At 41.1% G+C, this 19,591-nt stretch carries 21 protein-coding genes and 1 pseudogene; 6 read left to right on the top strand and 16 right to left on the bottom strand.

Going from position 1 to position 19,591, the window contains the following annotated elements; all coding sequences use genetic code 11:
- Positions 1-102: 102 nt before the first annotated feature.
- Entirely contained in the window at positions 103-282 is a 180-nt protein-coding gene (rpsU, locus tag RMZ41_RS15435; protein WP_012410658.1) for a 30S ribosomal protein S21, read from the top strand.
- Positions 283-536: 254 nt separating this feature from the next.
- On the opposite strand, the gene pth is transcribed toward rpsU, so the two are convergent.
- From pth to psbH, 3 genes are all read right to left on the bottom strand, one after another.
- Positions 537-1,178: an aminoacyl-tRNA hydrolase gene (gene pth, locus RMZ41_RS15430; protein ID WP_322642162.1), complete on the bottom strand. Its 642-nt coding sequence runs from the start codon at positions 1,176-1,178 to the stop codon at positions 537-539.
- 155 nt (positions 1,179-1,333) lie between these two features.
- Positions 1,334-1,606, bottom strand: coding sequence for a TatA/E family twin arginine-targeting protein translocase (locus RMZ41_RS15425; RefSeq protein WP_322642163.1), 273 nt, complete (start codon positions 1,604-1,606; stop codon positions 1,334-1,336).
- A gap of 149 nt (positions 1,607-1,755) precedes the next feature.
- Positions 1,756-1,959 carry a photosystem II reaction center phosphoprotein PsbH gene (gene psbH, locus RMZ41_RS15420; RefSeq protein ID WP_322642164.1) on the bottom strand — a complete coding sequence of 68 codons (204 nt, stop codon included), beginning with the start codon at positions 1,957-1,959 and terminating at the stop codon, positions 1,756-1,758.
- A gap of 85 nt (positions 1,960-2,044) precedes the next feature.
- Here psbH and psbN point away from each other — a divergent pair, with 85 nt between their 5' ends.
- Positions 2,045-2,176, top strand: a complete 132-nt coding sequence (gene psbN, locus RMZ41_RS15415) for a photosystem II reaction center protein PsbN (RefSeq protein WP_322642165.1) — start codon at positions 2,045-2,047, stop codon at positions 2,174-2,176.
- A 63-nt stretch (positions 2,177-2,239) separates the two neighbouring features.
- Here the strand turns inward: psbN and RMZ41_RS15410 are convergent, their stop codons facing one another.
- Entirely contained in the window at positions 2,240-5,479 is a 3,240-nt protein-coding gene (locus tag RMZ41_RS15410) for an alpha-mannosidase (RefSeq protein WP_322642166.1), read from the bottom strand.
- A gap of 87 nt (positions 5,480-5,566) precedes the next feature.
- Between RMZ41_RS15410 and RMZ41_RS15405 the strand changes: the two genes are divergently transcribed.
- The 3 genes from RMZ41_RS15405 to RMZ41_RS15395 all read left to right on the top strand — a co-directional run bounded on the left by RMZ41_RS15405 (position 5,567) and on the right by RMZ41_RS15395 (position 9,398).
- The gene (locus tag RMZ41_RS15405) at positions 5,567-7,216 is read left to right on the top strand and encodes a hypothetical protein (protein ID WP_322642167.1); all 1,650 of its coding nucleotides are present in this window, start codon (positions 5,567-5,569) and stop codon (positions 7,214-7,216) included.
- Between the two features lie 249 nt (positions 7,217-7,465).
- Positions 7,466-8,434, top strand: a complete 969-nt coding sequence (locus tag RMZ41_RS15400) for a class I SAM-dependent methyltransferase (protein ID WP_322642168.1) — start codon at positions 7,466-7,468, stop codon at positions 8,432-8,434.
- 43 nt (positions 8,435-8,477) lie between these two features.
- A complete protein-coding gene (locus RMZ41_RS15395; protein WP_322642169.1) occupies positions 8,478-9,398 on the top strand; it encodes an alpha/beta hydrolase in 921 nt (306 codons plus the stop codon).
- 53 nt (positions 9,399-9,451) lie between these two features.
- Here RMZ41_RS15395 and RMZ41_RS15390 read toward each other — a convergent pair whose 3' ends face one another.
- The 4 genes from RMZ41_RS15390 to mnmE all read right to left on the bottom strand — a co-directional run bounded on the left by RMZ41_RS15390 (position 9,452) and on the right by mnmE (position 12,597).
- On the bottom strand, positions 9,452-9,769 hold the full coding sequence (locus RMZ41_RS15390) for a hypothetical protein (RefSeq protein ID WP_322734449.1): 318 nt from the start codon (positions 9,767-9,769) through the stop codon (positions 9,452-9,454).
- Positions 9,770-9,819: 50 nt separating this feature from the next.
- On the bottom strand, positions 9,820-10,590 hold the full coding sequence (locus RMZ41_RS15385) for an SDR family NAD(P)-dependent oxidoreductase (protein WP_322642171.1): 771 nt from the start codon (positions 10,588-10,590) through the stop codon (positions 9,820-9,822).
- A 6-nt stretch (positions 10,591-10,596) separates the two neighbouring features.
- Positions 10,597-11,100, bottom strand: coding sequence for a GNAT family N-acetyltransferase (locus RMZ41_RS15380; RefSeq protein WP_322642172.1), 504 nt, complete (start codon positions 11,098-11,100; stop codon positions 10,597-10,599).
- Positions 11,101-11,202: 102 nt separating this feature from the next.
- Complete coding sequence (gene mnmE / locus RMZ41_RS15375; RefSeq protein ID WP_322642173.1) at positions 11,203-12,597, bottom strand: tRNA uridine-5-carboxymethylaminomethyl(34) synthesis GTPase MnmE; 1,395 nt, start codon at positions 12,595-12,597, stop codon at positions 11,203-11,205.
- A 244-nt stretch (positions 12,598-12,841) separates the two neighbouring features.
- Here mnmE and RMZ41_RS15370 point away from each other — a divergent pair, with 244 nt between their 5' ends.
- Positions 12,842-13,042, top strand: a complete 201-nt coding sequence (locus tag RMZ41_RS15370) for a hypothetical protein (protein WP_322642174.1) — start codon at positions 12,842-12,844, stop codon at positions 13,040-13,042.
- Between the two features lie 39 nt (positions 13,043-13,081).
- Here RMZ41_RS15370 and RMZ41_RS15365 read toward each other — a convergent pair whose 3' ends face one another.
- The 8 genes and pseudogenes from RMZ41_RS15365 to RMZ41_RS15330 all read right to left on the bottom strand — a co-directional run bounded on the left by RMZ41_RS15365 (position 13,082) and on the right by RMZ41_RS15330 (position 19,526).
- On the bottom strand, positions 13,082-13,771 hold the full coding sequence (locus RMZ41_RS15365) for a Uma2 family endonuclease (RefSeq protein WP_322642175.1): 690 nt from the start codon (positions 13,769-13,771) through the stop codon (positions 13,082-13,084).
- Between the two features lie 135 nt (positions 13,772-13,906).
- A pseudogene (locus RMZ41_RS15360) lies at positions 13,907-14,104 on the bottom strand (hypothetical protein); the annotation flags it as partial.
- Between the two features lie 162 nt (positions 14,105-14,266).
- Entirely contained in the window at positions 14,267-14,557 is a 291-nt protein-coding gene (locus tag RMZ41_RS15355) for a hypothetical protein (protein WP_322642176.1), read from the bottom strand.
- Between the two features lie 5 nt (positions 14,558-14,562).
- Positions 14,563-14,856: a hypothetical protein gene (locus tag RMZ41_RS15350; protein ID WP_322642177.1), complete on the bottom strand. Its 294-nt coding sequence runs from the start codon at positions 14,854-14,856 to the stop codon at positions 14,563-14,565.
- Positions 14,857-14,975: 119 nt separating this feature from the next.
- On the bottom strand, positions 14,976-16,607 hold the full coding sequence (locus RMZ41_RS15345) for a mucoidy inhibitor MuiA family protein (protein ID WP_322642178.1): 1,632 nt from the start codon (positions 16,605-16,607) through the stop codon (positions 14,976-14,978).
- A gap of 95 nt (positions 16,608-16,702) precedes the next feature.
- Positions 16,703-17,656 carry a LysR family transcriptional regulator gene (locus RMZ41_RS15340; RefSeq protein WP_322642179.1) on the bottom strand — a complete coding sequence of 318 codons (954 nt, stop codon included), beginning with the start codon at positions 17,654-17,656 and terminating at the stop codon, positions 16,703-16,705.
- A 244-nt stretch (positions 17,657-17,900) separates the two neighbouring features.
- Positions 17,901-18,698 (bottom strand): BMC domain-containing protein, encoded by a 798-nt coding sequence (locus RMZ41_RS15335; protein WP_322642180.1) that lies wholly within the window; start codon positions 18,696-18,698, stop codon positions 17,901-17,903.
- A gap of 57 nt (positions 18,699-18,755) precedes the next feature.
- Positions 18,756-19,526, bottom strand: coding sequence for a transferase (locus RMZ41_RS15330; RefSeq protein ID WP_322642181.1), 771 nt, complete (start codon positions 19,524-19,526; stop codon positions 18,756-18,758).
- Between the last annotated feature and the right edge of the window lie 65 nt (positions 19,527-19,591).

The raw sequence follows: 19,591 nt of genomic DNA, 5'->3' as shown, positions 1-19,591 counted from the left end.
CTAGATGAATAGCCTCTTAATGATGACTTTAGCTCAGGGGGTTTTACTAAAGTTGAGACTCCTATTAAAATGGAAACTATTGATTATGAGGAATAGGCAAGAATGACCCAAGTGATTCTTGGAGAGAACGAAGCAATAGACTCGGCTTTGCGTCGGTTTAAACGTCAGGTTTCCAAAGCTGGGATATTAGCAGATGTGAAATATCATCGGCACTTTGAAACACCCATTGAAAAACGCAAACGTAAGGCAGTGGCAGCTAGACGCAAAAGAACTTTTAAATGAACCTATGAGCTTTGAAGGATGGCTTCTTTTGTCTTAGCATCACTAAAGAGAGAATAGCGATCGCGCACGCTCTGTTTCTTTAAGGATGTGTAGCGTAACACCGTCAGCCATTATTCTTAACTTACAAAAATTAAAAAAACTATGCCGCACCTCAATTAGGGTGTAGAGCGCGTTCAAGGCTTTATTGAGGTTGAATGGAGCAAGCTAAAATCGTTGTCCATCAACCAAAATAAGTGCCTTTACCAAACTTACCCCTAAGACTCAGAATTATTAATGGTGCGGCTATTACAAACATTCATCGCCTTTTCTACTCCCTGCTTGAGGCTTAATTCAATACACTCAACCACGAACTGAAGTACAAGAGACATCTGCTGATTTTCGGCAGAGGAAAATCGCCCCAAAACGTGGGAGACAGTATCAGAATCATCGTTATTAGCTGCACCTTTTGGTTTACCAATACCAATTCGCAAACGGGGAAAATTTTGGGTACTCAGATGTGCGATCGCACTTTTCATGCCGTTATGTCCCCCAGCGGAACCAGATAAACGCAGCCGAGTTTTTCCCAAGGGCAAGTCCATATCGTCATAAATTATCAGCACTGATTCAGGCGGCAATTTATACCAACTTGTCACCGCTTGAATTGACTGTCCTGATCGATTCATATAAGTTAACGGCTTTAGCAAGCGAATCTTACCTCCACCTGGGGCTATTCCCTCGCCATACTCACCCTGAAACTTGCGGTTTTCTGCCAAGGAAATGCGCCAAGAACGGCAGAGAGCTTCCACAGCAGCAAAGCCGATATTATGGCGTGTTTGGTCGTACTTGCTTTCTGGATTCCCCAACCCGACAATTAGCTGGGGAATCACCAAAGCTGGTTGCTTAACAGCTTCTGTCATTTTACCTACAGTCAATTGATATGCATCACTCTCCTAGTACAATGTCTAAGCTAGTTTTGAGGGTTTGTAGTAAGCACTTCAGTGCTTAAAATCCATCCAGGACTAAAGTCCTGACTACGAACTTGTTCACCCTTGGTAACTAATGAGACAAACTACTAGCTAGGTTGAGAAGAACTAGTGGTATCCTGCTCCGATTTAGCAGGGTAGATTTGCTTCGGTTCCAATTCAGCAGTAGTTTTAACAGCTTCTTCTAACTGTTCTGCTTCTTTTTGAAACTCGCTTTGAAACTCCTTAGAAGCTTCTTGAAAACTACGAATTGTTTTGCCCACACTCCGACCAATTTCTGGCAGTTTCTTTGGGCCAAAAATTAACAGCGCTACTACCATAATTACAGCCATTTCCGGCAGACCAATACCAAATATATTCATTTTTGTCTCCTGTAAACTATAAAACCACTACAGAAACCCACATATTATAAGAATACTCAATGGTTAGTGTGGACTGAGCATTGACAAAAAAACCCGGAAGAACCGGGTGTAACTTAACTTGTTATCCAAACTTGATAGCGGTGTATCTGTTAACGTCCTAAACTCCGCCAATCGACATTTACATCCTGAACCAACAATGTTCTATTGTAAAGTTGCAGAATAATCAACAAGAACACGAAAAATAGCCCAATAAAAACAGCCATTACAGGGGTAGTACCCCAACCTGGAGCTACTTTTCCATACTCAGAGTTAAGTGGTTTCAGGATATCTCCTAACCTAGTCCTTTGTGCCATAGTTCACCTAATATTACTTGCCAAAGCTTTTTTTAATCTTCTGTAATATTCTATAAGAATAGCACTCATCATCTATCTCTCAATTATGGAACCCGCAATAGTTCTTAGCATTTCTATGGCCGCCGTGGTAATTGCCATTACCGGACTGTCTATTTATACCTCCTTTGGCCCTCCTAGCAAGCAATTGAACGATCCGTTTGACGATCACGAAGATTAAAAATTGGTCATTGGTCAGTGGTTGTGGAAAACCAGTACTGGCCACTGACACAGCAATAGTGGCTTACTCCAGTCTGAGATTAATCGCTGGGATTACCTTGAAACTAGCGATTTTCCAAGGCTGGATTGTTAAGATTTGTTGCTGAGATGAGAATTCAGCAGTAGACGAACGCTCTAACAAATCTACTCTATCTCGTATGTTCAACCCTAAATTAGTTTGCAAAGATAACTCGGCTGTTTCTCCGTGGCATTCATAACATCGCAGAATTAATTGCTGTGGGTCGTCCTCGGATGGCTTTAACGCCATCAAAATTAAATTTTCAGCTGATAAATCTAGGAAACTCATCCCCAATCGAGCTTTACCAGCAGAGAGGGGAGGATTTTCAGGTGGGTTCTCATTAATAGGATTCAATATCACTTGCAACGGTATATTCAATTCATAGCCACGCCGTACCGTATGGGCTGATTGCCAGCTACCAGCATGAGGATAGAAGGTATATGTGAACTCGTGAAAACCTTTATCAGCTTTTGAGTCTGGCCAATTGGGACTGCGTAGGAGTGTCAAGCGGAGTTGATTTGGTTTGCTGTCGTAGCCATATTTACAATCATTCAACAAGCTAACACCGTAATTACCCTCTTGTGTTTCTGTTGTCAAATCAGCCCAACGCAAAGCAGGGACTTCCCATTTTGCTTGTTCTGCGGGGGTTTGCGGTTTAGTAGAACGGCGAATCGCACTACAGGGAATTTCATAAGTAGCAAAATCTGCTTCGATATGAAGAGGAAAAGCAGCTTTCACTAATACATGATTTTCTTGCCAATTGACAGTAGTAGCTATCTTCAGCAGAGGTGAACCAGCTTGCAGAATATAGTCTTGGCAAAATTCCGATTCACCTAACTGGCGCACCACGCGCACACGACTTTGCACTGGCCCTTGTTCTAACCACTGAATAGATTGAAGATTTGTTGAGGGTAAGGGATGTTGGGCATAGTTAGGATCTATATTCCAAGCATCCCAATATTGACCGCTATCTTTAAAAGCTTGTAGTTGATTCCCTGCACCACTTAAAAGTTCTCGTTGATAAGTTTTATCAAAAATGCTTGATAAATCTCCAGTATCAGGATCGATGACAACTTGCAATAATTCATTTTCTAAAATCCAGTCTGGGAGGAGTGAGGAAGATGACGGGGATGAAGGGGATGAAGAAGATGAGGGGGAAAGCCAAAATATGCGGTAGCCTACGGGTGGAATTTCGGTAGCGAGAAATAGTAAGGTTGATGGTTCAGATAGTTGGGAGACAAGCTGCTTGCCAGAAGTATCGTAAATCTGCCATTCTTCTGGTGTGGGTAAGGATATAGAGACTACCTCAGAACGTTGCCAATTGAGAGAGTTGAAAACAAAAATAGGTAAACTATCTGGTTTTGGTGGTTCCGATCGGGTAATGTGAGATGCGATCGCAAAAAGTGATTCTTGTAATATCTTCGTTCCGATTTGTTCCACTTGCTGCCACTGGGGTAACGCATCTGTGTAAACTTGGGTAATTGAAGAACCAGGTAAGATATCGTGAAACTGTTGAAATAATACTTGCTTCCAAGCTGCTTCGATTTCTGCTTTGGGATATGTCACACCACAGCTTACGGTCGCTAAGGTAGCAAATAATTCAGCTTCATACAATAAATTTTCACAACGACGATTCCAGCGTTTTTGATCTGCGTGGGTAGTGTAGCAACCGCGATGAAATTCTAAGTATAGTTCGTCATTCCAAGTAGGGAAGGAAGAAGAGGATGAGGGAGAATCATTATTACTGACAGACGCGATGAATCGCGTCTCTACGATTTGCTGTAAATACTTTTCAGTCGTTGTGAATTCTAAATCTGGGAAAAAAGGCGACTTTTGCCAGCGTTGTGCGGTTTCTAACATATCACGGGTGGGGCCGCCGCCGTGGTCGCCAACACCGGGAAGCCAGAGAGATTGTGATAAACCAGTTTGGGATTGCCATTCAAGAGCGTAGGATGCCATTTTAACTGGGTCTATAGCTTCACCGATGGGTGCAGACATCAAACTAAATACTTCGCTACCATCAGGCGATCGCCACCAAAAAGCCCCATAATCAAATTTAGTAGTATCATTCCACCGCAACTTCTGGGTGACAAAATACTCAATTCCGGCATTAGCGAAAAACTGCGGTAAAGTTGCACAGAAACCAAAAGAATCTGGAACCCATACTATAGTCGAAAGCTTACCAAACTTTTCCTGAATATAGCGTTGACCATACAATAGCTGACGGACTATTGATTCACCTGCAATTATGTTGAGTTCCGGTTCCACCCACATTCCGCCAACAACTTCCCAACGTCCAGCAGCTACCTGTGCTTGAATCGCCTGAAATAAATCCGGGCGATGTTCCTCAATCCAAGCATAAAGTGCGGGAGTCGAATGGCAAAAAATTAACTCAGGAAAATCTTCTTGCAACTTCAGAACCGACTCAAAAGTGTTTTGCGCCGCATTCCAAGTTTCACTCACAGGCCATAGCCATGCTAAATCTAAGTGAGCATGACCCAATAAGAAAATTTTAGATTTTAGATCCCCCTGCAAAAGAGGGGCTAAGATGTCGGATTGAATTAAGTTTTGGCGTAGCGACAAAAACGATCCTACCAACTCTCCCTTCTCTGCGCCCTCTGCGCCTCTGCGGTTCGTAAACTCCCCCACCATCTTTGCCAAAACATCCAACCTCTCCGGCGCAAACTTTTCCAAATAAAGTTGCATCACAGCTAATTCATCAGCCACAAAACCCGGATCGGGATTATTATCAACAGTAGACTCATAAACTAGGAGCGATCGCACTAAAGCACCATCACAATGTCCCGGACTCTCTAACCGCAAAGCCACAACAAACTCTTCTCCTGGCGTTACCCCCTGACTGATAAGCACTCTAGGCGAACAATCAAATAAATCACCCTCCAGCACTAACTCCCCATTCACATAAATCTCGGCAGAATCTGCCCACCAAACCAGCGCCAGCCGCAAAGATAACCCAGCTAAAGGATAACCCTGTAAATCTTGGGGCACTACCAATCTTTGCACTAGCCATAACACTTTTTTCCCACCTGTCCAAGCGATATGTTCTTTAGCATTCAACTGAACAGGTTGCCAATGAGACAAATCATCAGCCACAACATCAGTAATAATCAGGTCAGATTCTTGGTATAGCCAACTAGACTGAACATTAACTTGACAAAAAGAGCGTAGTTGCTCAATTGCTTGTGAGATGATTTTGGTATGAGATTGAGAGACAGTCGGGGTCATATATTCGCTAAGATGAGGTGTTGGTTGTTTTTATTGTTTGGCGCGAGTCTCACAACTTAACAAGACTTGAACTAAAAAATTACTACTATGTCTTCTGGTTCCTCTGGTCGTTATCAAAGCAGACTATTTAACTTTGTCCATCGGCAATCTCGGCGGGTGACACAACAGTGGGAACACACCTTCCGGCATTTGCAAGTTGCCACTAAGTGGGGTGTGGAGGTACTACTTTACCCAGTGTATCTACTGTTTCAGTCATCTGAATCATCTGGGAAAACGCTACAGACCAAAGAACCACAAACTAGACTAAAGTTACAACCAAATGATACCGATTTCCAGTCCGAAATTCCAAATGCTGACATTCCTATTCAAAAAGTACTAGAAGCAGCCAATTACCTGTTATCAGATGAAACCGTCTCGACTCCTGAAAAGACATCTAAATCTTTCAATGCTTTGGCTTTATTGGGAGTTTTTCGACCGAAATTTGTTGATAAGACCTCGAAAGATAACGTTAGTCTTACTAAGTATTCAAGTATTACAGAAAATAAAGCCGTAATTCTCAACCCTTTGCAACTAGAAAACACTCTTAAACAAGATTTTCCAATAGTTCAGGGAATAGCCACAAATTTAATAAATCGGAATTTAGTACTTGTTAGTATCGACAATGAAATTCTAGATATTTTGACACCCCAGCAACAGGTAAAATTAGAAGATAGAATTATTAACGAAGTTGCTAATTACTGGCAGCATTGGCAGTTGGTTATATCTAAAAAAGAAACGGAGCTATTACCACAAATTGACCGTTTATTAGCAAAACTCACTGATGGAAATACAACCAAAGTTCCAGCTTTAGCTGAGGGAATATCAAAGGATTTGCTTAATACAGAGAGATTATTAGTATTTTTAGATATAGCCGTTGCCAAGTTAGAGTCAAATGCTTTAATACCTGTGCAAGAACGTAGCCAAGAAATTGTTAAAATTGCCCAAACTCAGTTAAATATATTTCTTTATGGCAAAGATCAATTAGCTGCTAGGGGAGAAATTGCAACTACTACTGATGGCTTGGAAACTCAGACATTGAATATTCAAGCATTGATTGAGGCGGCACTTAATTACTTTTTTGGTGTTGGTAATAAAAGAACACTTGAGCCAACAACTAATGATGAGCAATTGCCAAGTAAACTATTGTCATCACGCTTTAGAAAAGCCTTGTCAAAAAGCTCTGTGATGGATAACCAGGATTTAGGTATTGATCCTTGGCTAACATGGAATGATTTATTTGGGGATACCGAAACCGTTGCTGACAAATCAGTGAGAGGTTCTCAAGTTCAAAATTCTGCTTTAGCTGCAAGTTTATCAGTAAGACATTTTCCCCAAAAGAATTTAACTGTAAAACAACCTAAAATCGGATCTGGTTTGGTGCAAAGGAAACAAACAGTTAGTAATCTTGCCTCAAGCCAAAAAACATCTAGAAAAATTGCTTCTGCGAAACAAACTCAAACCCGCATTTCTCAAACTACAAGCAGTAGCCGTAAAGGGGAAATTTTGCAACAGCAGTTTCCTCAAAGTAGTCAAGTTGAAGCACAGCCAGACTGGATAGAAACTAAAGCAACTTCAACAGGTTATGAGAAACATCCCTTAGAACAAATTCTGGAATGGGTTGATTATGTTATGCTCTGGCTAGAAGAAAGATTTGTAAGAATTTTTCAGTCGTTACGGCAACTATGGCAGGGGAAATAATTCGTATATTAAGACAGTTACATTTAATCTGAGTTTACAGGTTTACATCTGTAACCTAATTTTGGAAAATTGGTACAATCTGCAAGATATTTTTTAATAAACTATTATAATATTCACAATTATTCAGAAATCAGAATAATTAAAGCCTCTTTGCGAGAAGCTTACCTTGGCGTGAGCGCTCAGTTGAATGTTTTAGAATATCGGCTACGCTCAGTGTGAAAGAATCAGGATAAAATTTGATGAATCATAATGATAACTAAAACTATTTCAAATAAATGTCCTGTTTGTGGTAATGAAGGAATTTATATTCGTTCATTATCTAGAAACAATATTATCAGCGAATTAGAAGATTATTTTGCTGAAAAGCCTCCAGAAAAAATTGAAATAATAGACTATGAGATACAGCAATGTAAAAATTGCTCACTTGAATATTCTCTACCTTTAGAAGCAGGCAGCCAGTCATTTTACCAATGGGTTACTACTAGAGTAGGCTATTATCCAGAGTCTAGATGGGAATGGTTGCCTGTAATTGAGCAAATAAATCAGCGAAAAAAGCAAGATTCGATTTCTATCTTAGATGTGGGCTGTGGAGGAGGTAATTTTCTTGAAATTGCCAAAAAACTTTCAAATACTCGTATAGTTGGTTTGGATACAACTCTAGAATCTGTTGAAAAATGTCAGGCTAGAGGATTTGAAGTTTACTGTGAAACAATTGAGAGTTTTCACAAGAAATTTTCTCATGAAAGGTTTAACTATATATTGTCTTTTCATTGCCTAGAGCATATTAGTCAACCAAAGCAATTTATTGCATCAATGTTTTCTGTTCTTAAACCGATGGGTAGTATATTTATCAGCACTCCTTATTCACCTATGTCAGTTGAGTCAGACTGGTTTGATATATTAAATCACCCACCACATCATCTGCTACGCTGGAATAAAAAATCTTACGAAGAACTAGCACATCAATTGGGTTGTGAAATAAAATTTTACATGCCACCTGCAAACTCTGTGATAGCAAGAACAATAAACAATTTTAGTTTATCTAAATTTGGAAAAAATCAAACAGTATCTAAGTGGAAGTTATTTCAAGAAATTATAAAAAACCCTACTTTATTTGTGAAAATATTCTTTGCTCAATTAAGGCGCGATCGCGTTAATAGAAGTGTTGCCGCAGATATTGTATTAGTAGAATTAAAGTTATCTTCAAAAATCAAATAGAATTTCTCTTCTTTGTTCTGAAAATACGTAAAAAATTAACCAGATGATTGACCATAGCGATCACCTCACTTCTCGTAAAGAAGGCAGATTTCAAGGTGTTGGAGGAGTTGACCTGTATTACCAAAGCTGGCATCCAGAGAGTAAAGTAAGGGCAATATTAACCATTGTGCATGGACTGGGAGGGCACAGCGATCGCTACAGTAATGTAATTGAGCATTTGATACCCAAGCAATATGCCGTCTATGCCTTAGACTTGCGCGGTCATGGACGCTCACCGGGTCAGCAAGGCTATATCAATGCTTGGAGTGAGTTTAGGGAAGATTTGGGAGCCTTTTTACAGTTAATTCAGACTCAGAATCCTGGATGCCCAATTTTTCTTTTGGGTCATAGTTTAGGCGGGGTGATTGTCTTAGATTATATTCTGCGCTATCCCCAACAAGCGTCAGTTTTGCAAGGTGTGATCGCTCTTGCGCCAACTTTGGGGAAAGTTGGGATTTCACCGATTCGGGTACTTTTAGGAAAAATGCTCTCACGGGTGTGGCCGCGTTTTACACTGAATACAGGCATTGATATCAGTGCTGGTTCACGAGATCCGCAGGTTTTAGCTGCGATCGCTCAAGATAGACTGCGACATACCCTTGGTACTGCCCGTCTAGCTACAGAATTTTTTGCAACAGTTGATTGGATTAATGCTAAAGCAGGTGATTGGCAATTACCGTTGTTGATTCTCCACGGTAGTGCAGACAGAGTGGCTTTACCTGCGGGAAGCGACAACTTTTATCAACGGGTAAAGTATACAGATAAGCTGAGAATTGAGTATCCAGAAGCCTATCACGAAATTCAGCGTGACCTCAATTATCGAGAGGTAATGACTGATTTGGAAGATTGGTTGGAGCGACATCTACCACCTGAAACAGCGCAGTTAGGAAGGGGAAGTGGTGAGTTAGAGTTTCCTAGTTTTTAGGTTTTAGTATCGCATCCATTTCTATCAAATAGGCGATCGCATATTAAGCAGAGTCAGTTATTTACATCATCTGAAAAATATGTTGCTGAGGATAGAGAGTTTTTGCTAACCAAGATAGGTTCTCCCTGAATTCCTCCACGAGTAAGAGTACAAATTTTATAAAAGTTTTCACACTCAAAGATTGCCATAACTAGCTCTTTCCCGGTTTGGTAAGAGGATGGTAAAGCTTTCCCCACCTCGCATTCCATATCAATTTCGCGATCGCGCCACTGTAACTTCCAAATGCGCTTTTCGGTTATTGGTGCTTTGACAGACCGAGCGATCGCACTATACACCTGCTCTGCTTTGATATCATCCTTGGCTGCTGGCACAAAAAACTTCATAGGCTTTGGTTAATTTCACTAGCATCAGCGTAACGCAGTTACCAAGGTAATCTGCTTCCATCCCATGAGAAAAACTGTCCACTATCACCTTCTTGAAGCTGTTCTATGACAGCCAATAATTGGGTAACAGTGCGTTCCACTGTGAATAATTTTTCCGCAGGTACATTTTCTTGGAAAGGACGGGAAAGGCGCGTATCAGTTGTACCAGGATGCAATGTCACTATTAATGCTTTAGGACAACTTCTTTTATACTCAATTGCCGCAGTTCGCATCAACATATTGAGTGCTGCTTTAGAAGCGCGATAACCATACCATCCACCAAGTTTGTTATCGCCAATACTGCCCAATTTAGCAGAAATACTAGCGAATACACTGCGTTCTCCATGACGAAACAAAGGTAATAGATGTTTAGCCAGTAAAACAGCACCAATACTATTTATTTGAAAGTAGCGGAGCAAATTTTCTGAATTGATCTGTCTTAAGCTTTTTTCTGGCTGTAAAGTATCTTCATGCAACAGTCCTACACAGTTGACTAGCAAATGCAGTTTGTCAACTTGAGTACGTATTTTTTGAACAGCTTCAACAATCTGCAATTCCTCAGCAATATCCATCTCCAGACAAATTAATCGCTCAGAATGTTCGCCTGCAAGAGCTATTAAATCGGAGGCTGATTCCGGTTGACGAGAAGTTGCATAAACTTTGGCTATTCTGTCATCTTCTAGTAATTTTTTTACAAAACCCAAACCAATACCTTGGTTAGCTCCCACAATCAATACATTCACAGGATTAATTTCATCGATAAAAGACATATTAATTTAGGCCACTGGTGGAGATATTTCATATTCGTAGCGAGAGACGAAATAAGGGCCAACTTGTCTGTCGCTGTGATGACGGAAACCAAAGTTTTCATATAGTGCTTTCAAGCGCGGACGCGATGCTTCGCAATCTAGACGTAAATAACGTTTACCAAATGTTTGTGCGCGTTCAACAGCCCAAGTCAGGAGTGCCGAAGAGACTTTACCACCAGAGTATTGTCGCCGAATAGCAAGACGATGTACAAATGCTGACTCTTCCTGAGAAATGTCTGGCCAGAAAAGTAAATCCTCAAGCTGAAACTTGATTGTACCAGCTGGTTCACCTGCCCATTCAGCAATAAAAAACAAGCCGTTAGCAACATCTTCCGAGATACTTTCTAGCGATAGCTCGCTATCACCCCACAGAGGTATACCACGCTTTTGGAGCCACAAAGCTGCTTCTAACAATACATCCGAGACTATCACCGTATCTTGTATGGTTGCTTGGCGAATTGAGATGTGCATTCAAGTATTAATTTTAGGTTAGTTAAACAATGGGTTAAAATATTAGGTTTTGCTTCACTTCAGCCAACTTATGCAAATTAGCAAAACTAGAATATTTGTGGTTTATTTACCGATACAGAACTTACTAAAAATTTTATCCAAAACCGATTCTGTTATTTCCTCACCAGTAATTTCTCCTAGTGCTTGAATCGCACCCCGTAAGTCAATTGTCCAAAAATCAAGTGGGAGTTGTTGGGCAATTGTTGCTTGTACTTGTTCCAAGGAAATTTTAGCTTGAGTTAAAGCTGCTGATTGCCTTTGGTTAATTGCTAAATCCATATCAGCAACTTGGACTTTTCCGGCGTTAACTATATCTAAAATTGCTGTTTCTAAAGCATCAATACCTTGATTTTGGGCTGCGACTGTGAAAATTTTAGATTTTAAATTTGGTATTTGAGATTGAAGACTTTTTCTTTCGCTTTCTTCTACTAAATCGATTTTGTTAATAACTAAAATTAATGGACGGTGTTGCACTTGTTCGTAAATTTCTTGCTCGCCTTCCGTCCAACCTGCTGAAGCGTCGATGGTCAACAGCACTAAATCAGCTGCATTGGCAGCACAACGCGATCGCTCTACGCCAATTTTTTCCACTTGGTCTGTTGTTTCCCGAATCCCGGCTGTATCTAGCACTTGTACGGGAATTCCCCCGACAACTAACTGCGATTCCACCACATCGCGGGTTGTACCGGGTAAGTCTGTGACGATCGCGCGATCGCTCTGGCTCCAAGCGTTCAATAAGCTCGACTTACCAACGTTTGGCCGCCCCACAATTGCCACTTTTAAACCTGTGCGTAACAACTCACCTTTGTCTCTGGTTGCCAATAACTTGGTTATTTCATCGGCAATTTTCTCGATTTCTGATATTATTGCTTTATCATCCAACGGTGGTAAGTCTTCCTCAAAATCGATTCGTGCTTCGATTTCTGCCAAAATATCTAAACAGTTAGCGCGTAACTGCCGGATCGGATAAGCTAATTTTCCCTGTAAACCAGCTAAGGCAGTTTGGGCAGCTTGAGGCGATTTAGCTCCCACCAAATCAGCAATACCTTCGGCTTGAGTTAAATCCAATCGCCCATTTAAAAAGGCGCGGAGAGTAAATTCTCCGGGTTGAGCTAGTCTAGCACCATTTTCTAAACACAATTGTAATACCTGCTGCACAGCCATAATTCCCCCGTGGCAATGGAATTCTACTACATCTTCACGGGTGTAAGAACGGGGTGCTTTCATGATCAGCAATAGGGCTTCATCTACCAGTTGTCGCGTTTGGGGATGACGAATGTAACCGTAGAGAATTTGGTGACTTTCCCAAACTTGTCGCCCTGGTGTGTGAAAAAGACTTTGGGCTAGAGCCATTGCTTCAGAACCAGACACCCGCACAATACCCACACTACCCTGTTGGGGGACAACAGCAGTAGCGATCGCAGCGATGGTTCCAGTAGTAGCAAAAACTTCTGACATGAGCGCCCTTCATAAGAGAGACGCGGTTAATCGCGTCTGTACAGCTTAGGAGTAAAAATTATAACTCATAAGTCATAACTTTCTAAATGGTAAGTATTTAGACTAATAGGATAGCAACTGGCAAGGTAAAATTTATCTAGAGGTTAATGCCTGATAGTAAAGAGTTAGGGGTGAATATTAGAACTCCTGTACAGACGCGATTAATCGTGTCTCTGCTCATAACTTTTAGAGAGAGGAATTTACTGTGGAGCAAAAAATTAACTGTGCTGTAGCCTGTGTTAACGGGTGTGTTTTAGGGGATAAATGCCCCAACGTCGAGTTTAGAGAAGCGGCGGCAAAATTTATTGAAGATACTCCCTTAGACAAAATGTTGGAATTGGCACAAGAACGTCTGCGAAAAAAAATGACGGAACCGCCAAAATGGGTTTTTCCTGAAGATCCATAGTATTTGTTTTAACAGGCACAAAGCAAGACAGCGAGGAGCTTAAATAGTATCTGGATCTATATCTAATTCTCGCAGTTTTGCCGCCAAGCGATCGCTACGTTGCTTTTCGTATTCAGCACGTTGTTTCTCTTGTTGTGCGACTTCTTGTGGTGTCGAAATTAATTCACCATCAGAAGTAAAAAAGCGCAACTTTTCTTGATAAACACCTAAATATAAACCTAGCTGTTGACTCCACAACCAGCCTTGCGAATTTGGTTCTAACGGTTCATATTCCCCATCAAGTAAATGGAAACCTGAAAATTCTAACGTTTCTGGGTCAAACCAGAAGTAATCTGGTGTACGAAAAATATCTTGGTAAATTTGTTTTTTTAGTCCTTTATCAGTATCGCTTGTGCTATCTGAAAGAATTTCTATAATTAAATTAGGATATTTACCATCTTCTTCCCAGACAACCCAACTTTTACGTGGTTTGCGTTCAGTTCCCAATACTACAAAAAAATCTGGCCCCCGGAAGTTCTCTGATTTACGCTGGCGTGGACTGTAGTAAATTGTGAGATTACCCGATGCATAAAAGTCGTTGCGATTTTGCCACAACCACTCTAAGCATTGAATTAGCAAAGTCATTTGTAGCCGATGTAAGTCAGTTTCCAAAGGCGGTTCGTCACTATATAAATCCCCTGGCGGAAATATAACATCTTCTGAGGTTTCTAAATCTTGGGCTACAGACATGGCAGCAAGTGTCTAAGTACTTTAAGTTTAGCGTAGCAGTGTAGACGGATTGTTGTTGGTGAAAAAATATAATCGTTTGTTGCTAAAGGAGATATTCAAACCTTGCATATAAAAAAGTATTAATAAACGTTTAGCCTACTCTTGATTTATTAAAATTTGGGCGGCAAGATAGATTCTTATCCATTCGCCTAAAACTTGATGGGTTTTAAGTTTTAACTGTTGGGCTATTACTTCTATTGAGTTACCTGCTTTTCGCAAGTCTAGAATCTGCCGACCTAAAGGAGTTAATTTTTCATCAAGTTGCTGCCATTGGCTTTGGGTTAACCCCACGTCTTGATTACCTTCTAATACAAGCTTTACACTACCTGTCTCAATTCTTTGTAGTGTCAAAGATGTATCTCCAGAAATTTGACGCAAATGGGCAATAATAGCTTCTGCTAATGGTTTATTAACTTCATCAATAGTGGCGCTTAATACTAATATATATTTAACTGGTTATAAATTATTTTTTACCTGTTTTTTTTCGTAAAGAACTGGGGTTAAATGTTCTGGAATACCTTGTATTTGAATCTCTACACAACCAAACTGATAGGCTTTATCAATTGAGCGGTTTGCGGCAAGTGCTTTGTAAAATCCAACAGCAAATGCGATCGCAGCCTTATCCCCTATTGGTTGCTTCATACCAATAATGAAATTGATATGTTGAGAAATTGCTTTTGCCTGAGTTTCTGAATAACAAGCATTCAAGACTACACAGTTGACTTGTTCATCTACAAGTGAAAACAATGCGGCTAAAGCATCGGGTAGACAGGCTGAATTTTTCCTAACTCATCCTCAAAACAAAGCTCACCAGTATTTGTACCATGACCAGAAAAATGTACAATATGAGGCTCAAAATCCAGCAGTGCCTGACTGATATCGCCTGGACGGACTGACATTCGTTGTTCTAGTAAAAAGTTCTCTCGGTATTTCCCTAGTTGTAATCTTTCCTGAATATCTCGCAACTCTTGCCCCAAGCGTAGCCGGGAACCATCACTAGGATCGGATGCTAAAAATAATATTTTTATTGGGCGATCGCTGTTCATGTAGAGGCGTAGCGCGTAAGTCTAATTAGTCTAATTGTTTCTAATATAGCTTTCAAAGGTGGGTGGAGGCGCAGCAGATTTTTGTCAGAGGTCACAAGCACAATCAACCTTTCTATAACCTAAATATCTAACCCAACAACCATTAAATCAGGCGGATGTTCAACATTAAACTGGTAATATATCTCCCTTTTTTCCTGTGCTGGAAGAGTTAACTGCCATTCTAAAATTCCCATTTCACCCAGTTGAATTTGTGGATTACTACGGCTGAGGCGTACTTTAATTTGCTCATTGCGGCTAACTGGCAATTGTTCAGTTACTTTCAGATTTACTTCTTTGTCGAGTAAGTTCGTAATTATCAACCGATAATTATAAGTAATTCGGCGCTGGTTGCTAATTAATCTTTTATCTACCAGGCGTTCAACTAAATCGCGCTCAATTTTTAAACCTTCATCAATTCCTAAATTCAGTTTAAATTCTTGCCCTGGTGCAATATTCTCTAATTGAGTTGTTCCAATAAAAACATTGTTGCGGAAAATATTCGCTTTTCCTGGTAACAAAGTCGTACCGTTGGGATTATTTTTGACATTTGCTTGTAAATAAGCAAAACTTACCAAACGCGGCATTGCCACATAATCAAAGTTACAAGGATAATCATCATTAAAAATTGTCGTTTTATGAGGTGCGCCATCACTAGGAATATTACCGCCACCATTCAATTTAAAGGTAACTACACTCCCTTCTTTGGATACTTCTGCTGTAACAGGTTCTGCTTGAATTAAAATATCATCTGAAACTTCGTCTTCTTCTTGCCAATCTGTTCTGGCAGCAGCACTAGGTGGTTCTGCTATGCTAGGCAGCAGTGGTGGCTGTGCAGCAAATCGTCGTTGTCGTAACATTTGTGGACGTGGCGCATCAATATACCAGGGTTCAAGTTTAGGTGGAAGAGTACCTAATCCTGGTTTAGCGGTAGAAAGGGTAAGATTTACACCAATCCAATCTTCACCACTGCTTTGAGTGATTTCTGCAAGGTAGCCCAGATGCACAATATCGCTGGTAGTGCTAAAACGCAAGTCATAAAGCGGAGTCCAACTGGCGCGATTTACTATGTAAGACACCTCTAATTCAAATTCGCCTTCACCAGCAACTTCAACTCCTACAACTATGCTCAAACTCTCTTTAGGATGGGGCGTTTGGATTTTTTGCAATGAGGCGCGGAGTACTTGTAGTTCTTTGTCTAATTCGTGCTGTTGGGTTTTGCACTCTCCAGATGCGATCGCATATTCACCATACTGGCTTCCGAGAAAGTTCAAAAAATCTAAAGTTTCGCTCAGGCTAAGATTTTTCCGAGACAAACTTTGGGCAAAGGGTTCTTCGGTTTTTTCACGTAACCCGGCGATAAAACTAGATTGTAATGCTAAAGCATCGACTTGAGCTTGGAGATGGCGTTTTTCTGCTTCTAACTGCTCAATTTGCCTTGTCAAATGTGCGACTCGCTCCGCTACAGGTTCAGTGGTGTAAATGCGATCGCTACTCACTCCCATCAAACGCACTTCTACTGTACCTGCACCACTCACCCTGACAGACTCCGTTTCTAGAGTCTCTGGCACTGGTGTGATTACTAATTCCTGTTCAATTCCTGTTAAATTAACTACACCCCTTCGTGTAACCAATGCTCTGTCACCATACACCGTAACAGCTACAATCTCGCTTTGTACTGTTTTGCGCCAAGATGGTATTTCCGGGTTAACCATTGCCAGTTTTCCCCCATTTTTAATTGATTCTGCTGGTTAATTGTCAATGGTTCCCGTCTAAGAGTCAACCCCTTTGGGTAATTCGTAATTCGTAATTACGAATTATTTGATCCATTAAGTGGTTCAAGCATATTAGAAGTAGTATCAACGTTTTGATCTACAAAATTTCTTGCAGCAGCCAAGAGATAGTCATAATAGGCACGAGCGACGATAGATAACTGCTTCCCTGCGGGGTAAACCATGTACCAATTTCGCTGAATGGGAAAGTGTTGGACATCTAAAATGCTAAAATCGGAGACATCTGATACTAAAGTATGACGAGATAAAACCGAAATTCCTAAACCACCTGCGATCGCTTGTTTAATTGCTTCGTTACTTCCCAATTCTAGCTTGACTTTTACTGTCACCCCTTGTTCTTCAAATAGACTTTGGACGGCGCGACGAGTTCCTGATCCTGGTTCTCGCATAATAAAAGGTTGGTTAGACAGGCGTTGGATCGGGATATTTTTTTCCTTGGTTAACGGATGATTAACCGGTGCAAAGACGATTAAAGGGTTTTCTAAAAATGGTTCACAAGTCACATCCATACTGTCTGGAACTTGACTCATAATATACAAGTCGTCCAGATTCTGACTCATCCGTTCCAAAATTTGCTCGTGATTCGTTACTTGCAAAGAGATATCAATCCCTGGATAAAGTTCGCAAAACGGCCCTAACAAGCGTGGGATAAAATATTTTGCTGTTGTAATCACTGCCAAGCGTAATTGTCCCTGTTTTAGCCCTTTTAAATCTGCCACCTTCATTTCATACTGGGCTATATTTTCAAAAATCTGCCGACAAGTGGCAAATAATTCTCGTCCTGCCTCGGTGAGATACAACCGCTTTCCCACTTGCTCAAATAATGGCAACCCTACCGATTTTGTAAGTTGCTTAATCTGCATAGAAACGGTAGGTTGGGTGAGAAACAATTCCTCAGCAGCCCGCGTAAAGCTACTGTGCCGTGCCGCAGCCTCGAAAACCTTTAACTGGTGCAGCGTCGCTTGTTTCAAATGTGGTTCTCCTCTATATAGCTATCCATCGATATAAAACTAGTATTACTGAAACAGTTGCAAATGCTATAGCGATACCAATAGAAATTTACGAGTTCTATTATAGATAAAACTCTATTACTTCTATTAAAATAAAGGTATTTTATTTATGGATTTAAGAAGCTATTATCAAAACAACAAGAAAAGCGTAAGATCCCTTTCACTTCTTCCTGATGAATGATGATTTTCCCAAATTTATCTATCATCATTCATCATTCCATAATTCTTCTACAACTTCTGCAATTTTTGTAGGTAGCTTAGTTAAATCCGGTAGTCTTAGCACTTCTATTTCGGCAACTTGTTCTTTAATGTTCACTGGCAAGTTTAAAGGCTGCTGTGTTTCTATCCAGCAACTTGCTAATGGTAAGGTTTGCTCCATTTCGTCTAGGGGTCGGGGAATTACCATCACTGCATTTAATTCTCCAATGCGTTCTGCTTCAAACATTCCCGCTTCCACTGCTACCGCCACATTTGCTACCGAACCACGAATAATGGCTGTACACAAACCCCCACCAATTTTTTCGTAGGCTGCTAAATGAACATCAGCAGCTTTGAGCATGGCATCACACGCGCCTACCATCGCTGGAAATCCTCGCGTTTCTACCAAACCAATTGCTTGATTACTCAGACGGCTAGAATTGCCCTCCTCCATCAATTTAGTAAAACGGGTTGTGATGGGAAGTACTATATCTAGGTTCGGATAAGGACGGGGAATTACCAAGCTAGAAACCAACTGACCAAACTGTTCAGCCGTTTGCACACCCGATTCTACAGCCAGACGCACGTCAGCAATGCCACCCCGCACGATCGCAGTACAATAACCGCCACCTATTTTTTCATACCCAACTAGATGGACTCCTGCTGATTTCAGCATCATATCCGCCGTCCCAACTATTGCTGGAAAGCTGCGGGTAGAAACTAAACCCAAAGCAGTATCTTGGAAGGTATCTCGATGACTCCTTCCTTCGATGCCTTTGAGAGACCGTTGATTAGATGTTTCCATTATGAACTTTCCTAGATAATCACAAAGCCGACAACTTACAATTAACACTTACTCGAACTAATCGTCATTTTGGTCGCTCAAGGATTGTCTATGAGGAAACAATGTAGTCAACAGTCTGCTTATGCTCCCTTGTCCATAAATTTGAGTCCCGAAACCGTTAGGGGATTCTGTAGTTAGCTGATTGGGGTCTGAGTCAGATTTTGTAGGCTCTTGAACGGCTTCTTGCAAGGGAGATTCAGCATCCTTCGCGGGTTCCTCCACTGGAGGAGGCTGGCTTTCAGGAGTAGCTGGAGATTTAAAATAAGAAATCGACTTATTTTGTCTAAAATCCACAAAAGCCGCAGCTGAGAAGTTAGTTGAGGAAGTTACATTTTCCTTAACTCCTCCTGAGCCATTTTCTTCTTCCTTCTGCGGTGGCACACTTGTAGCCGTGGGGTTATTTGTAGATGGTTCCGGCTGCTTCGTTTGAGCAATTTGCCGACTGGTGTCTCCTAAAATCGAACCAGGCGGAACTACTTGTCCAGGTTCAACTGAATAATTAAAAACTGTTGTTGCTGAACCAATGCAAGCATTTGCTCCAATTGTGCCTTTGCCAACCATCAAAAAACCGGCTCCCAGATTTGCCCCAGCTTCTACCTCTAGAGTTCCTTCATGGACTTGGAGAATTGCTCCCATCCCAATACATACCCCTGGGCCAATTACAATCTTGCTGTTTTCAGCCGCTTGGAGGATGACCCCAGGTGCAAGTACTGCGCTTGGATGAATAGTCACCTCACCACTAATGTAAGAATCAAAATTATTGCTGAGGCGCAGTGACAGCACAGACATGGAAATATTAACCTCGGAAGCCGGAGTGGGGAATGGAGATGAGGGCGCAGGGGGAGCAGGGAAGG

The organism is Nostoc sp. DedVER02 (genome assembly GCF_034530675.2).
Classification (GTDB): domain Bacteria; phylum Cyanobacteriota; class Cyanobacteriia; order Cyanobacteriales; family Nostocaceae; genus Nostoc.
Note: the sequence above shows the minus strand (reverse complement) of the source record. Positions and strands in the feature narration are given on the sequence as shown.

Coding starts and splice junctions, on each gene's coding strand:
- rpsU (WP_012410658.1), top strand. CDS start 103: ATGACCCAAGTGATTCTTGGAGAGAACGAAGCAATAGACTCGGCTTTG.
- pth (WP_322642162.1), bottom strand. CDS start 1,178: ATGACAGAAGCTGTTAAGCAACCAGCTTTGGTGATTCCCCAGCTAATT.
- RMZ41_RS15425 (WP_322642163.1), bottom strand. CDS start 1,606: ATGAATATATTTGGTATTGGTCTGCCGGAAATGGCTGTAATTATGGTA.
- psbH (WP_322642164.1), bottom strand. CDS start 1,959: ATGGCACAAAGGACTAGGTTAGGAGATATCCTGAAACCACTTAACTCT.
- psbN (WP_322642165.1), top strand. CDS start 2,045: ATGGAACCCGCAATAGTTCTTAGCATTTCTATGGCCGCCGTGGTAATT.
- RMZ41_RS15410 (WP_322642166.1), bottom strand. CDS start 5,479: ATGACCCCGACTGTCTCTCAATCTCATACCAAAATCATCTCACAAGCA.
- RMZ41_RS15405 (WP_322642167.1), top strand. CDS start 5,567: ATGTCTTCTGGTTCCTCTGGTCGTTATCAAAGCAGACTATTTAACTTT.
- RMZ41_RS15400 (WP_322642168.1), top strand. CDS start 7,466: ATGATAACTAAAACTATTTCAAATAAATGTCCTGTTTGTGGTAATGAA.
- RMZ41_RS15395 (WP_322642169.1), top strand. CDS start 8,478: ATGATTGACCATAGCGATCACCTCACTTCTCGTAAAGAAGGCAGATTT.
- RMZ41_RS15385 (WP_322642171.1), bottom strand. CDS start 10,590: ATGTCTTTTATCGATGAAATTAATCCTGTGAATGTATTGATTGTGGGA.
- RMZ41_RS15380 (WP_322642172.1), bottom strand. CDS start 11,100: ATGCACATCTCAATTCGCCAAGCAACCATACAAGATACGGTGATAGTC.
- mnmE (WP_322642173.1), bottom strand. CDS start 12,597: ATGTCAGAAGTTTTTGCTACTACTGGAACCATCGCTGCGATCGCTACT.
- RMZ41_RS15365 (WP_322642175.1), bottom strand. CDS start 13,771: ATGTCTGTAGCCCAAGATTTAGAAACCTCAGAAGATGTTATATTTCCG.
- RMZ41_RS15350 (WP_322642177.1), bottom strand. CDS start 14,856: ATGAACAGCGATCGCCCAATAAAAATATTATTTTTAGCATCCGATCCT.
- RMZ41_RS15345 (WP_322642178.1), bottom strand. CDS start 16,607: ATGGTTAACCCGGAAATACCATCTTGGCGCAAAACAGTACAAAGCGAG.
- RMZ41_RS15335 (WP_322642180.1), bottom strand. CDS start 18,698: ATGGAAACATCTAATCAACGGTCTCTCAAAGGCATCGAAGGAAGGAGT.
- RMZ41_RS15330 (WP_322642181.1), bottom strand. CDS start 19,526: ATGTCTGTGCTGTCACTGCGCCTCAGCAATAATTTTGATTCTTACATT.